The organism is Aporhodopirellula aestuarii (assembly GCF_023701485.1).
GTDB classification, from domain to species: domain Bacteria; phylum Planctomycetota; class Planctomycetia; order Pirellulales; family Pirellulaceae; genus Rhodopirellula; species Rhodopirellula aestuarii.
Genome location: NZ_JAMQBK010000036.1, coordinates 184597 through 198678, shown reverse-complemented (window position 1 = coordinate 198678; position 14082 = coordinate 184597). Strand labels below are relative to the sequence as shown.

9 protein-coding genes and 1 pseudogene are annotated in these 14082 nt (G+C 52.2%); 2 read left to right on the top strand and 8 right to left on the bottom strand.

Annotation, left to right across the window (positions count from 1 at the left end; translation table 11 throughout):
• Positions 1 to 200 precede the first annotated feature (200 nt).
• Both NB063_RS14185 and NB063_RS14180 read left to right on the top strand, forming a co-directional pair.
• Positions 201 to 881, top strand: coding sequence for a protocatechuate 3,4-dioxygenase (locus tag NB063_RS14185; RefSeq protein ID WP_250929391.1), 681 nt, complete (start codon positions 201 to 203; stop codon positions 879 to 881).
• A 798-nt stretch (positions 882 to 1679) separates the two neighbouring features.
• Positions 1680 to 1883 (top strand): hypothetical protein, encoded by a 204-nt coding sequence (locus NB063_RS14180; protein ID WP_250929390.1) that lies wholly within the window; start codon positions 1680 to 1682, stop codon positions 1881 to 1883.
• 15 nt (positions 1884 to 1898) lie between these two features.
• On the opposite strand, the gene NB063_RS14175 is transcribed toward NB063_RS14180, so the two are convergent.
• From NB063_RS14175 to NB063_RS14145, 8 genes and pseudogenes are all read right to left on the bottom strand, one after another.
• Positions 1899 to 2315 carry a hypothetical protein gene (locus NB063_RS14175; RefSeq protein WP_250929389.1) on the bottom strand — a complete coding sequence of 139 codons (417 nt, stop codon included), beginning with the start codon at positions 2313 to 2315 and terminating at the stop codon, positions 1899 to 1901.
• Between the two features lie 11 nt (positions 2316 to 2326).
• Positions 2327 to 4210: a prepilin-type N-terminal cleavage/methylation domain-containing protein gene (locus NB063_RS14170; protein WP_250929388.1), complete on the bottom strand. Its 1884-nt coding sequence runs from the start codon at positions 4208 to 4210 to the stop codon at positions 2327 to 2329.
• Positions 4207 to 9243 carry a hypothetical protein gene (locus tag NB063_RS14165; protein ID WP_250929387.1) on the bottom strand — a complete coding sequence of 1679 codons (5037 nt, stop codon included), beginning with the start codon at positions 9241 to 9243 and terminating at the stop codon, positions 4207 to 4209. The genes NB063_RS14170 and NB063_RS14165 overlap by 4 nt, the downstream gene beginning before the upstream one ends.
• 82 nt (positions 9244 to 9325) lie before the next feature.
• Entirely contained in the window at positions 9326 to 10543 is a 1218-nt protein-coding gene (locus NB063_RS14160; protein WP_250929386.1) for a type IV pilus modification PilV family protein, read from the bottom strand.
• Positions 10540 to 11310, bottom strand: a complete 771-nt coding sequence (locus NB063_RS14155; RefSeq protein WP_250929385.1) for a hypothetical protein — start codon at positions 11308 to 11310, stop codon at positions 10540 to 10542. Before NB063_RS14155 ends, NB063_RS14160 begins: the two co-directional genes overlap by 4 nt.
• A 291-nt stretch (positions 11311 to 11601) precedes the next feature.
• Positions 11602 to 11697: pseudogene (locus NB063_RS32615) on the bottom strand (prepilin-type N-terminal cleavage/methylation domain-containing protein); the annotation flags it as partial.
• A complete protein-coding gene (locus NB063_RS14150) occupies positions 11697 to 12893 on the bottom strand; it encodes a type II secretion system protein (RefSeq protein WP_250929384.1) in 1197 nt (398 codons plus the stop codon). The pseudogene NB063_RS32615 and the gene NB063_RS14150, both read right to left, overlap by 1 nt.
• Positions 12890 to 14017: a type II secretion system protein gene (locus NB063_RS14145; RefSeq protein WP_250929383.1), complete on the bottom strand. Its 1128-nt coding sequence runs from the start codon at positions 14015 to 14017 to the stop codon at positions 12890 to 12892. Before NB063_RS14145 ends, NB063_RS14150 begins: the two co-directional genes overlap by 4 nt.
• Positions 14018 to 14082: the final 65 nt, after the last annotated feature.

The window sequence follows — 14082 nt, the reverse complement described above, 5'->3', positions numbered from 1 at the left end:
TTCTGGTGAACGGTTACGTCTCTGCGTCTCCGCGTCTCCCGTCTCCCGTCTCCCAGCTCCCAGCTCCCACACTTGCCTCGTGGTCGAAACGCAGCAGTTGGGCGGATTGTTGTGGAATGATTCGGCTGGATTTGGGATGATGAGAGGATCGGTTCGGGGTGATGAGTGGGCTATTGCTTGTTTTAAAAAGGACAGAAATCATGTCATTGCGTTCACGTTACGTTTCGCGGCGCTCGGTGATGGCCGCGGGCGGTGCGGTGTTTTTTACGACACCGGGTGCATTTGCCGACGAGTTGCTCAAGCCGACACCTCGGTTGACCGAGGGTCCGTTTTATCCCGATCGATTGCCGCTCGACCAAGACAACGATTTGATTTTGATCCGCGACAGCACCACGCCGGCGGTAGGTGAGATCACGCATTTGACCGGTCGTGTGCTCACAGTCGCTGGAACGCCGGTACGCGGGGCATCGGTTGAAATTTGGCAGTGTGACGCCAACGCGGTGTACCTGCACTCGCGCGACAGTGACCGCAGGAAGGAGCAGCAGGATCAGAATTTCCAGGGCTATGGTAAATTCGAAACGGCGTCCGACGGCGGTTATCGATTCCGGACAATCAAGCCCGTGCCATACCCCGGTCGTCCGGCGCCCCACATCCACATCAAAGTCATGCAGAACGGGCATGAATTGTTGACGACACAGCTTCTCATTCGTGGCCATGCGGGCAACGAACGCGACGGGGTTTTTCGCCAAGTCCGTGACACCAAGCACCGCGATCTGTTGCTGGGCGATTTCCACAAACTAGCCGAGTCAAAGATCGGCGAGTGGTCCTGCAACTTCGACATCATCCTCGGCCAAACACCAGCGGACACAAAGGAAGGCTAGCGGCTGAGTAGGCGTTCTGTGATTATCGTCAAGCAATTTCGTCTGATTCACTCAAGACTTCAGTCAGCAGACTCCCCAGCCCCAATTGGTGAGCGGTCGCTTGAATGGCCGCTTGATCATTAGCACTCGACTGAGCGAATAGCTTTCTCAAATCCCGTCGGCTCTTGTGGCTTCCCTTGCTGATCCAAATCAGCTTGGAGCCGGCCGCGTCGACTCGTGAGACAATGGGAACATGCCAGCCTTCACGATATCAACGTCTTGCGTCAGCCTCGGTTCTCCGTAGGTGATGCTAGTGATTCCTCCGGTTAGGTGGAAGTCGATTGAGAATAACTGAAGAACGGACACCATCTTTTCGAGCGTCGTGCGAAAATCTTCAATTGGGAACAAGATGCAGCCTTTTCTCGATCAATTTTCGGATGACCGGATCGTCTCCGTACATTCGCAGTGCCACGAGCCACCGGAGCCTTTCCGACGAAACTGCGCCATGTTGAGCGGTAATTTCTCGAGCCAGCCGTTGCCGTGTCCACTGAAGCATCCGCATTGACGCGGCTATTTTTTCTTTGGGAGACATCGCCGCAATTCTGCGTTGATACTCCGTTTCAACCATCGACATCGTAGGCTTTCTCAAAAACTATGTTTGGGTGATTTTCGCCCGCACCACTCGGCCGATGCTCATGCAGACATCGGTCGATTGAATCAATATAGCAATTGATGGCGTAAGAATTGAGCGATCGTCTCATTTAAATAAAACTTTTGAAGCCAGCATTCGCACCTATTTTTGCGGCGATCAGAACGGGCATGAATTGCTGCACGACACAGCTTCTCATTCGTGGCCATGCGGGCAACGAACGCGACGGGGTTTTTCGCCAAGTCCGTGAAACGAAGTACCGCGATCTGTTGCTGGGCGATTTCCACAAACTAGCCGAGTCAAAGATCGGCGAGTGGTCCTGCAACTTCGACATCATCCTCGGCCAAACACCAGCGGACAACCAACAGGGTTAGCGTGACGTTGTCCCTTTAGTCTCGGATAGTGACGCTCGCTTGTCGGATCTGGCGAGTGGTCGGGTTTTCGAGACGGACCGAGACGTTGATCGCTTCGGGCGTGTCCGTAAACGGCGGCAGCGTCTCGCGTTCGCCCAAGTCATCGGCACCATACCGCCCCGCGACCGACGCAATTCCACCACCATAAATTCCATCCCCATCGAGCCCATCAGCACCGAGATCAGCGCTAGCGCCAGTGGTGGTCGACCATCGCGTGCCTTCCATCGAGTTGCTCACCCGTCCCTGCAAGACGCCGTCGCGTTCGTACCACAACGTAAAGGTATCAAACGCCGGCTGGAAGAGTGCGATCGTATTGGCACCCGTCGTGACCAATCGTCCAGATCGGTAGAGCGAATTCGCGTAAGACTGCGACGCACATCGAGGTAGCGTCATCAAGCCAAAAACTATCGATCGCCCCGATGAACGACAGACAACTGCCGCAACTGCCGTGTAGCGACATTCTCCAAACGAACTGTTATTCGTACCGCTTCAGGTTTCATTGTGAACGGAGCTGACGTTTCCCTTTCATCAATATCATCGGTACCAGGAGAATCCGGGAACATCGGCAAAATTGTAGGAGACGGAGGAGCGGAACTGGGGGTGGCTGGCGAGTCGAGTCCGTCTGCAGCCAAATCAGTAATATAAGCCTCTGATGCGAGCAACTCGTACCAAGCCGTCCCACGATACAATGCCGATTGAAATCTTCGTCCCTGATAAAAACCATCACGTTCATACGCCGATGTGTATGTATCGAAAGCCGGCTGGAATAGAACAATTTCATTTGCCGTATTAATTACCAAGCGTCCCGACTTTAGCAACGAATTCGAGTATGCACGTTGGGCAAATGGTGGAAACGTATTAACTGTTGAATTACCAGCTGCATCTTTAAACTCGAGCCCCGAAAAGTCGGACTGGAGATTTGCGGCCCGTGCGCCACCAGTTAACGCGGCATAGGTGGCCTCTCCTGTTGCAATACTCCGAGATTGCCACCCTCGCGTAGGTCCACCAGCAAGAACGGGGTACGCCAAATCGACAAAACCGCCGCCGGGAACCAGTGGGGGCAATGCCCCACTTCCGTCCAGCACCTCTCGGTATCCCGCATCCCCTGGCCCAACAACCAAGTTGGATGTCGGAAGGTAGAACGCAGCGTTTTGATCGAAAATCTGTACGTCCAATGCCCGACAGTTATTCGCAATGACGTCTTCGCCTTTACGGGTTCCAGCCAGAACGAATTCTCGACGAAGATAGCCGGACCATTTCATCGGCGTCACTACCGGTTCCGTTACCGTATCACTATCAGGCGGACGGTATGAAGGAGTGGATGATGTACCATCGGTGACACTCGTGATCAGATTAATCGGGTCTTCCAACGCCAGTATCGGCATCGATGTATCTCCTGCTTCCACGGCGCCGGGGGTTACCGTCGCCGAGCCCCACGGAATCCTCACGTGACCGAACCGATTGTGTGGTTGTGCAAGGTCGCTCAACGAATTCGCAACTACGGTCGCAGAAGTGTTCAAATTTGGCGTGCCGTTCACGTTCAAGCTACGGCGCACCGAGAGGTCGCAAAGTTGATGAATGTCTGCCAATCCAGTCAGCCAGTCCGTACCCGGCGACAGACCTAGAACGGTACCGCCAGTCCCCAAATTGAGATCAGGACGAACGAGGAGGACGCGTCGATAGAGCAAAAGCCGATCGGGTAAGTTGTTGCCGTCAGTGTCAACAACGTTTCCTGTTGCATCACGCTCTGGGTTCGTGAAATAGACGATTTCCGCATACTTCGAACGAATAACCACTGGCGTAGAATCCGATACAGATGAATCCAATACGTACGCAGGAACCTTGCCTGTGAACCAACTGCCCGGCGGTGCGACGGCGGTAAAAGCGAGATAATCATCGATATCACCATATCGGCTGTCTTCTGCGACTGTTGAGCCATCGACGATCGTGGAGTTGTATCGGCCAAACAGTGCCGATGTCGCATCAGTGCACGGACCTTCCGAATAAAGGAAATACCCATTCGGGTCTGGCTCATTGTTTCCAACTGGACGCAAAGAAACCGTGCAACGCCGGAGTTCGTCATTAAGACGTGTCGTAATGTCACGCAAATCACTTGACAACGCCAAACTACCTCGACTATCGCGCACCCGTTCGCCCACAAACGCAAACGCGCGTGCCACCGCCGCCATCATCAATAGCGTAATCGCCATCGCAATCAGCATTTCCACCAGGGTAAACGCATGCCGGTATCGGATGAACGACTTTTTCGGTTGAGGAATAACGATCATTGGAAGTACCTCTCGAAGACAACAGTATCGCGGGCATTCAAGTCTTGCCCCGGGACAAACCCGACTGGTATCGATCGATCGACGATAAACATCGCCTGATATCGTCTCGCTTTTCCGGTCGACTCACCATACTCACGCCCTAAATTATTTGTATTGCTCGCGTCTACCTCGAAGAATCCGAGAGTTAATCGAATTAAGAATACTTGCGAGTTATCAGCGACCAAGTTTGGCATACGCATTAGTGTTTGATATCGCATAAACGCGTTCCGTTGCCTATCCATCTGTGCTCCTGATGCAACAAGAGGCGGATCCGTCGATTTTCGCACAAACAATGGAGACAACGTAGCGGTACCACCGCGATCCGGATCCGAAGTTTTAAGGTCTCCCTCCCCACGAAGCAGCGTCCCGTTTACAGGACGTCTCTTCGCATCATCTGATGCCGTCGCATCACGCAAATCCGGAAAGAGCGGTGCGTGGCTTGATCCGCGGAAAACCCCAGCGAATTGTGTTGGAAGGGTACTATCCAACTTTGCTGTGTCATAATTGTAAGGAGCCGTCCCCGTTACGGGCCCACCAGTCCCCACGCCATAACCTTTACGACTGGCTAATAAGTTGTCGAAGATCAACTGAGTCGAAGTACCAGCCCCCGACGGAGAGGTGAACTCGTTCGTGTTGAGATGCCCCTGCATCAAACCTTTCCATACTTCAAAATCAGCTATGGTGTTCAAGTTCAACGTGCCGATGCGAGAACGCTCCGAGACGACGTTAAACGGCGGACTCAACAATGGTTCTAGGTCTGTTCCTGCAACTCGACTTGGAGCCAGATATTCAGTTTCGCCTCGATACGGCGGCGTAGTCTGCACAAAATCAAATAGCTGGACGAAATTTGCTGCTTCTGCTGGATCTCGGTCACTGTGAAAGAAGTTAAGAAGATGGCGAAACGCGCCTGAAAACTGTGCAAGATCGACGGGATCGACAGGATAGATGCTCGGGTCACCAGTTGCCACAATTGACATTTCCTCAAACAAGCGTCCTTGAGAGCACGCTGGCACCAACACTAGCTCATGATGGGAAGTGAATGGGCGATTCAACCACGGATGAATCGCGAAGCCAGTTCTCGGCAAATTACGATCATGGTTCGCAAGTCCAAAATCAGTCCTAAATGGATCTGTAAAGCCATTGTCAAAGAATGGATTGACAGGAGTTTGGGTAGTGTTCAAAAACCCTAGCGATGAGAAAAAGTGTCCGTCCGTCGCAGCAAACGAGAAAAAGTCCGCGGATGTGTCGATATCCGTGTCGTAGTTATCGAATTGATCATCACCCGTATTAGCGAATTCGGAAATGTACGAATATAGAACATCCTGCCCAAGCAACAGGTTTCCAGATGCATCGAATACCGCGCCGTTCTTCTGTCGACTTCTTCGACGATATTTCGGTTCATAGATTTCAGTGGCTGCATCTGCTGGATCCGTACGAGCCAACACGCTCGGGCGTTCCTGTCCACTAAACACGTTCAGATCGACAGGCATATAGTCAACGACCCGGTAGGGATTTGTGACTGGATTCCAAGCCCTCGTCGGATCGGCGAGACGCTGCAAAAAGACCGAGCAGTGCTCCGGAACAGTACCAATAAAGGGCTCTTTATCCGCCCCGGTGGTGACGGTCGGGATTGCTACATTGGCAACGTCGTAAGGAATATCCGCTGGCAGAGGATTCGCCGTTGTATCGTATCCCGTCAGAGGAGCAGAAACATTAAGCGGAATACCTGCCGTTGTGGTCGCAACAAAGGCCTTCGGAACTGAGAACTGACTAGAGATGGCAAATAGCGGCGCTGATGACGCACCTGCGGAAAAATGCGTGACACCATTTGTAGCGTTGTACGCTATTGCTTGCTTGCTAGGTGTCGTCTTATCAGACTCATAGCCGAAGGTTGTTGCCGTCCGCGGAAGCAGACACGCGTACTGGCCTCGCGCTAACTGAGCGGCGGCATTGTTGGCGTCTGCCGTCCCGAGATAAAAAGTATTACCACTTGTCATTCCAGCCAATGTGTATTCGGAATCCGTGAATAGCACGTAGCGTTCGAACTTCAATTGGTTAGCACTGGCAGTGATCCCTAGTTCATTTTCCTCTTGCGAATAAGAGTAGGCTTCCCCTAATGCAGCATTTCTCCGGCGAAGACTCGGCCTCTTGTCCCAAGCCGACGCGGAGGCATCAATATTTGTGAGCGGCGTCGTTCCCTCGACAGCAATGTCCTTAAAATAGTGTGGCTCAGATATCGCGATACGCCACACAGGAGAGGAACCAGACACCTGACCAAGCTCGAGATACTGATTATTGTACAGTTCTTGTGGGTACGAGCGGACTGACGAGTCAGTGACATCGGAACCTGGACAATATAATTCAACGAACAGACTTCCAGTTGGAAGGCCAAATTGATCCGTGTTTGGATCATCCGTTGGGTCAGGTCCCTTATCACCGCCTGTCGAGGTATCTTGCACTGCCACGTCATGGAAAGCGAGTGTTTCGGTAAGCAAAAGTTCCGGCGCCTCCACCCCCCATACCGTGTTCTCATTCGTAGCGGTTGCAGGCACGTCCCATCCATCGAACGGATTCTTGTCATAGACAAACCTAGTCATGATTGAATCCGGATCGCGATAGTCGACGACATTAACAGCCCACTGCGCTAATCGACGCGCATGGTAGTCTGCCGGATCCGTAGACGTCCCAGCGACAGGGAACGTATAGTCCCGACTGAGCGCCATCATCAACACGTAAAGATACCTAGCGAAAAGCTCTTTACCATTCACAGCAGTGAGTGAATCACGATTGTAGAAGGCTTCTTGACCTGTAAAGTTACTCGGAATCGTTGATGTTGAGGTAGTAGATACAGCGAACGCAGGTTCGCCCAGTTCTCCTGACTCATCGACGGTTCCGTCGAAATCATCATCGATTCTGTTGGTCGTAGACGCCACACCTGTTGCGGGAACCTCTCCAGGTTCATCGATAAGAGTGTCTCCATCGTCATCGACTCCGTTTCCAAAACGCCGGTTCACATCCAGCTTTCTTCCCAGGCGAATCTCAGGAGCAATCAACTCTTTTAGCTGCGCGTCGGTCATTGTCGGAAAAAAGCTACTCCGAAGTGTTTCGAATGCCGAAGCTGCTGCAGTCGCAAAATTAACTGGCGGCGGCGTCTCGTCTGACTTGCTAACAGTCGTAAAGATGCGATCAGCATTCGCGACAGAAGCGACGATCGAGCGCAGACGAGTAGGCAACAGGTCTATGTCAAAATCGTTACTGCGAAGGACTGCCTCTAACTCATCGTGCGTCAGCATTGAGTCCCCGGCCAAACGCCCGGACGGATCTGATTCGTATGGGTCGTTAAGATTCTCATTTTGAGTTGCGGAGATCGTGGTGCCAGAATTAGCTGCGACGAGATATCCAGACCGCCCAATTGCAACTCCACCTCTGCCGAAAGGATCGAGTGAGTATCCGTAGGCTCCGTTGTAAGTGTGGGTGCTTGGGCGCCACGCCGAACGCAAAACGTCTAACCCATCACCGTCGGCGTATCCGGGAAGTGCATCGGTGCCTAAACGCCCGGAAACCAAACTTGCTGCTACAGCCGAGGGCAGTCCGATTTCCGCCGGACCGTACCCAAGTCCTCTAAATACATTTCGCGGCGTTGCAGCATTCGTCCCAGCCCAGGCGGCACCACTGGAGTTGAGTAAACCAGCGGTGGTATACGTGGCAACTTGCGAATTGCCATGCGCGTTGACATTCAAACGCGCACTTAAGTCTTCGATCAAAGGGGCAACCAAAGGCTGCAAGAGCTTTCCATCAGGCGAGGTAATTAAGGGGAGACCGATGTTTACCCAAACACTCTCTGGGAATCCGTCAGAATCATTGTCGACATCCCAGCCCGAAACTGGAGAAATCAACGACTTCGCAAACTGGTCTAGCCTCGCTTGAGATGACAAATCGAGAGGAACGCGTAAAGCAAAGTTTGAGTTCCCTCCTGTAAACTGTTCGTTGATTGCTGTTCCGCCTGCATGATTGGCATGAATTGGGACAGGCCGAAACGTGCCACGTGCAATCGAAATCGCGAGGTCATTTGGTGAGGAAAGTGCCGCAGAATCGTTCAATATGTAATTGATAACGGAAGGTCGGTGAAATGATGGGATGACATGTGTTGTGACTTCGGAAGCATCACGAACGCCATCATTGTTTGCGTCATTCCAAATCGTGCTGTTATGCGCCAAGAACCAGTTATTGAAATCGGCCGCATCGTACCCCTCATCGAAGTCGCTCTGCGTGTCCGAACCGGGTAGCTTTGAAATTTCTTGCTTGAGGTGATTTGGCTGAAGTGCAATGGGCAATGTAAGACCGCCCAACGATGTTTGCGGCGTTGCGTTGAGATCAATTTTTTTAGTGGAGGCTTGATACCCAACACCCGCCGCATTTCGAGGAACACCATTTACCCAGATCTTCGTTCCGGCAGGAACTTCCGTCGGGTCCACATCGTCACCCACATCCAAAATTATTCTGTGCTGCGTCGTACCTGTGTCGTACACCGATCGGAGCACCCTAAAGCTTCGATGCACCAATGGATGCGCGGTACCGCCACTGGAAGACGCACCACTTCGGAAGGTAACAACACGCCCAGAAAGCAAATCATCGACCGTGGCACTTAGCGTGTCGGTGACGTCAAAACGCGCAAAACCGCTTGTGCCCAGCGCAACGCCTGCTTGAGCCATCGTCAATTCACGTGCGTCACGACGACCATAAAAATCGCTAAGCAAATCCTCACCAAAGAATGGATCATCGCTGTTGCTGGTCCCACGAATCAGCTTCATCAACGCTTCATCTATAATTCCGTTTACATCAGGCTGATGAACATTTCGCACTGAAATTGCGAACGAAGACTCGCGGGATTGGTTACTGAAAACCAAGTAGGCGGCAATGAGGACGCTAAAGAAGGTTAGCGAACTGAGGACGACTAGAAGGATGATGCCCCTTGGCGATTGCTTGCGGTTCATCTGGATACTCATTCGAAAAGTGCCTTGGACGTAGCACGCCCAAAAATGCGGAGAAGAGAGTTTGAGGAGTCAGAAAACTAGATCAAAATCCAGCGAGTGAAATCGTCATTTCATTTACCATCACTACGTCTTCAACGAGCGTTGCGTAGGTCCGCCAGTTGCCAGTCGCGGTGGGGGTAAAGTCCCAATCAGACCCATCGAGTATTACGGTTCGTGACCAAACGGTAGTATCGCTCGCTCGATCTACTGAACTATCGGCGGTCGGAACGGTGATCCCGTCGACCGTGGAATTATCAGTTGGGGTGTAAATGGTAGCTTCCCTATCGGTGCCAATGACGCGATACCAACGATGCACCTGAGATGCAATAACCTCGTTTGCTGTAGCCGCGTCGGGTGAAATAGTGCGAGAAAGCATCAACCAGTCACCACTAGTCAAATTTGGCAACGTGTTTCCAGACGATAGAAGTCGGACCGTACCACCAGCACCGCCTGCAAATCCAACAGGGGATTCAACGAGAGCGATCCGTTCGGCAAGTTCGTTCTCGTCGGGAGTTGCGGCCACCGTCGTGGGGAACTCCGAAACGCGTTCGCGTCGTTGGAACACGACGACAGCCATACTTGCGTGGCGAGATTGGCTATCCGGATCGACTGTCACCATCCAACTGTATGCGCCCGTCGGAACCCTCTTACCTGATACGAAAGTGCTGGAACTCGTTGCCTTTAAGCCCGTTAATATCGCGGGGAACGAGCGATCTTTCGGTCGCAATTGAGAAAGATCATCTGAGCTTTCAACCCATGTCCGGGCGACTTCAAATTGCTGATTGGCAGTAAGGGTTGTCCATGCGCTTAACCCTACCCGTTGCATCCGAGGCTGACCTACGAAGCCAGGTGTATTGGTATAGCTTGTAGATGGGTCCAACAAAGGATCATGCGCCGAATCGTAGAACGGGAAGACAGAAAGGTCATAACGCAGTGATGATGCAACGGATGCATTATTGATGAGGTACGGGTCCAAGCAGAACGGCCGGACAACTGGATTCGACGGGGTTCCCAGCTGGAGTGAAGTTCCGCTCAGCGAGGCATCGTTGATCACATCTCGTGCCAGCACTTCATTCGCTACTGCGTCTGAAATTGCAGCAGCAGTATCGAAATCCAATGAATCTTGCGCGCGACGTCCGGCAAGTGGCAGGATTGAAGTCAGACCAACTAGACCGATCAGCACGACACCGATTGCAAACGTCACCTCGATTAGACTAACACCACTACGTTGTGGAAAAGAAATACGTACGTGAATATTCATTGGCTTACCGTATCTGAGTATGTAGTGAAGAGGCGTGCGTCCTGCATTGCCGCTCCAAAACCGGTTGCGGTAGGATCAGTGGGGTCGGAAGGAATCGTTCCGACCGATGCATTGGCTACCGTTGTCACCTGGCCAGACCCAGGATTCACAACCAACCAGAGAGAATCTGAACTCATCACATTCGTCGTTAGTTTGCTATCAGCCGAGAACAGATTCTCCCGATCTGCAGCTGTTGCCCCTTCGACAGAAGCGATGCTATCGATCTCTCCAATACAGAAGAAGATCATGCCTGTCGGATAAAGACGATCATTCGCCGTGTTGTAAATGACCTGCGTAACAGCGCCATCCGAATTGAACATCAGATCAACCGAACGTGGCGTTATCGCAGAGTTAGTGCTGGGTGCGAACTGACTTCCACCCAACCCGATTCCTGAATAGTTAAAATCAATCGCCATCCCTCGAGGAAGCGTAAGGATTTTACTCGTAGATGGAACGGGACTTCGTTTGATACTGTACTTCACCTCGCTACCAGCGGAAGGCGAAACACCAGCCGCAGGGAAACGATTGACGTTGACTCCGGAAGCCACGTTAAAGTTTTCAAAGAGGTCGAACGAAACTGACACAGACGCACCGGAAACCGCACCGATTCCACTAATGGCAACCGAACGTCCCCCCGGAAGCTCGAGCAAATCGCCTTTTTGGATTGGCGACAGATAGTCATCGCTCGTGGGGGCCGTGTTAAGAATTTTAGAACTCAGATACAGCAATGGACTGTCGGCGGTGTCAAAAACTGCGGTGTTAACTGGTGATCCGGATAGGACAGCGGTCGCGTCCGCAGCGTCTCCGGAATAGGGCGGCACACCAACAAGCTGCCGCAGCCGCACACATGTGGACCGGCGAAAATTCGCATCACCCAATCGCTCGAAGCGAACACCGACGGTCCGCCCCTCACCAATTGCTCTGCTTCGAGCGGCATCGATAAACGCTTCGATGCTTTGAGCGGTGCGGCTAACCTTCTGATCACTAATAAGTCCTTTCACGATTGGCAGCGAAACTGCAACCAAAATCATAAAGATCAGCAGAACGACAAGGAGCTCAACCAGCGTAAATCCAGCTCGGGAATGCGCTCGCAGTGATCGAAATTGATTAAGCATTATTCCGCATCCTGAAGCGAGTAATTCGAGATATTGTCAATGCTAACTTCAGAGTCGGTTATCGCGCCGGGACGATTGCCAGCAGTAAGCGTAGGGCTTATCTCTGGTCGCAGGAACGGATCAGGAAAAAAGTACGGATCAGAACGCCCAAGACCTTCATCAGATACCTTCCCCTCGGCGCCACTCATACTAGACTTTGGAAGTTTTTGCAGGTTGTATTCAATGTCATCAAGACTAGCGCTTAACACCATCCCAAACTCTTGGTCTTCACCAGCCGAAACAATCAGGGGACGCATCGACCATGGACGATCGATAGCGGGAATGATCTGGCCAAAATCGACCTGAAAAGGATCGAAATCATCAGGAATCGTTTTGTTGATCTGATCACCATCGTCGAACCCTGCTGGCCAACGAATGAAGGCCAATGGCGTCCCCCATCCATCGAGTATTTCCGGCATACCGTCGCCGTCCGTATCAGCGATATTGGGACTAGGAATCGCATCTAACGCTGGCGTTCCGTTTGAAAAGGACGTCGCCATAATCATGTACAGGCACTCGGCACCCTCGTGCTCCGGAGTCCACGTTTTCCCACTGGCGACATACCTGGAATAGTACGAATCCGTTTTACGAGACCGTTCCCAATCAATAGGTCGCTGAACACGTACAGAGTGATCTCGAGCAACTCGCCCCGAGGCGCTCGACGCAACTTGGTTCGCAACTGCGGTAATCATAACTGCAGGTTGCACAGTACTGGACGTAGAAATCGCTGTGTCCTCGGTTGACGGAGGCGTAAAGGCCGCAACGTCCAAAGCCTTGTCTGGCATTTCCATACGTTGCAGATCACGAAGCATGATTAACCGGACTCGGGCAGCCTCGGTTGCCAGTACTTCCAAAGCGACAGTAACTCCCGACGAATTGGTTGTTGCCGTGATGGGTATCTCTACCGGGAAGGCACGATACTTATAAGACTCATACTGCTCTTGGATCACGCTATCACAGGAAGCAATGATAGACCGTGTTCTGGCCGCACGCGCGGTAGTTGTCACACCCTGGACTGCAGCAAGCACCATGCCGCCCATCAATCCAATAATCACCAACACGACTAGTATCTCTACGAGTGTAAACCCCTCGGGATTTGGCATTGCCTTGGGTCGATCGTGCGGCTCACTTATTTTCATCCAGTTTTGCAAGATCATGGCAAGTCATCCACAAGTGCAGCATTGCTGAAGTTCGTGATATTGTCCGGTACAGAATGTTCCGTTCCGCCTGCGAGCGAACCGTCTTGGTACTTCGAAACGCTGCTGACTTTGAGGCCACCTGGAGTCGCTTTGTCTAAGCGTGGGGCAATCGCGTCACCACTTGGATACTGAAAATACACGGGACGGTCAGCGCTATCGCCAACAGAAGCCAAATTGACTTCACCAAAATCATCATCCATACCTGCAGAAATGACCTGGAAAGAATCCGGGTTCATAAATTCCCAAGACTGCAACGCGGCAGGCAAAGAAGTAAAGTTCGCGGTCGTGGTAACATTTTTCGCAGTGTCGGAAACATAAGGACGTACGAATCCAAAATCGGAATCGCCGTAACCATTCATACCAAGCGTCGCATCTTCTTTGTCGTAAGTTCTGGAATCGAAGTACACATAAGGAGCACCGTCCTCACGCGACAGATACGTAGGAGCCAAATCGCCCCCACCAGATTCCTCCGATGAGAGATACCGATTGGTCGGGCTCAATGCAGCAGACGCATTAACACCTCCAATCGTCAGACGCGTGGCATCGAAGTCGAAAAACTTGTTTATGCGATCGGTGTTAATCTGGTAGTTGGTGGGTTTTTGCTTCTCCGCACTAGCCGCCGCCTCATAAGTTCCAGAACCTACCCACGCCAATGGCCCGCCAGGCCCTGTGAAAGGCCGCTGTATATCCTTGCTGTATCCACCCAAACACCACACCAAGGCTTCTGCTCGATCAATCGCGGAAGCATCAAACGATGTACCAGTACCGAGCATCGCATCTAACAATGCTGCTTCATCGGATGACATCCTAGGAAACAGCTTGCGATAGTGCCGATCAACTACCGACTTGTCGCTGAAATCTGGTGGGAAGTCACCGTACTCCAGCTGGTACTGATTAACTGCTGATGCGATCGAGTTAACTTCCAACTTGATTGCGGCAACCTTGGCGCGAGTGACGCCCCCGGTAATTGCCGGAATCGCGATTGCCGCGAGGATTCCGATGATCGCGATCACCACCAGAATTTCGACGAGGGTGAAGCCGGACTTCGGCGAGGTCGGTGATGAGTGGGCTGCGGTGGTCATGGGCTACAAGCCTTGGGAGGAAAAGCGATTGGTGGTTAGTTGTTAGCTGTTAGCTAGTGGTTAGT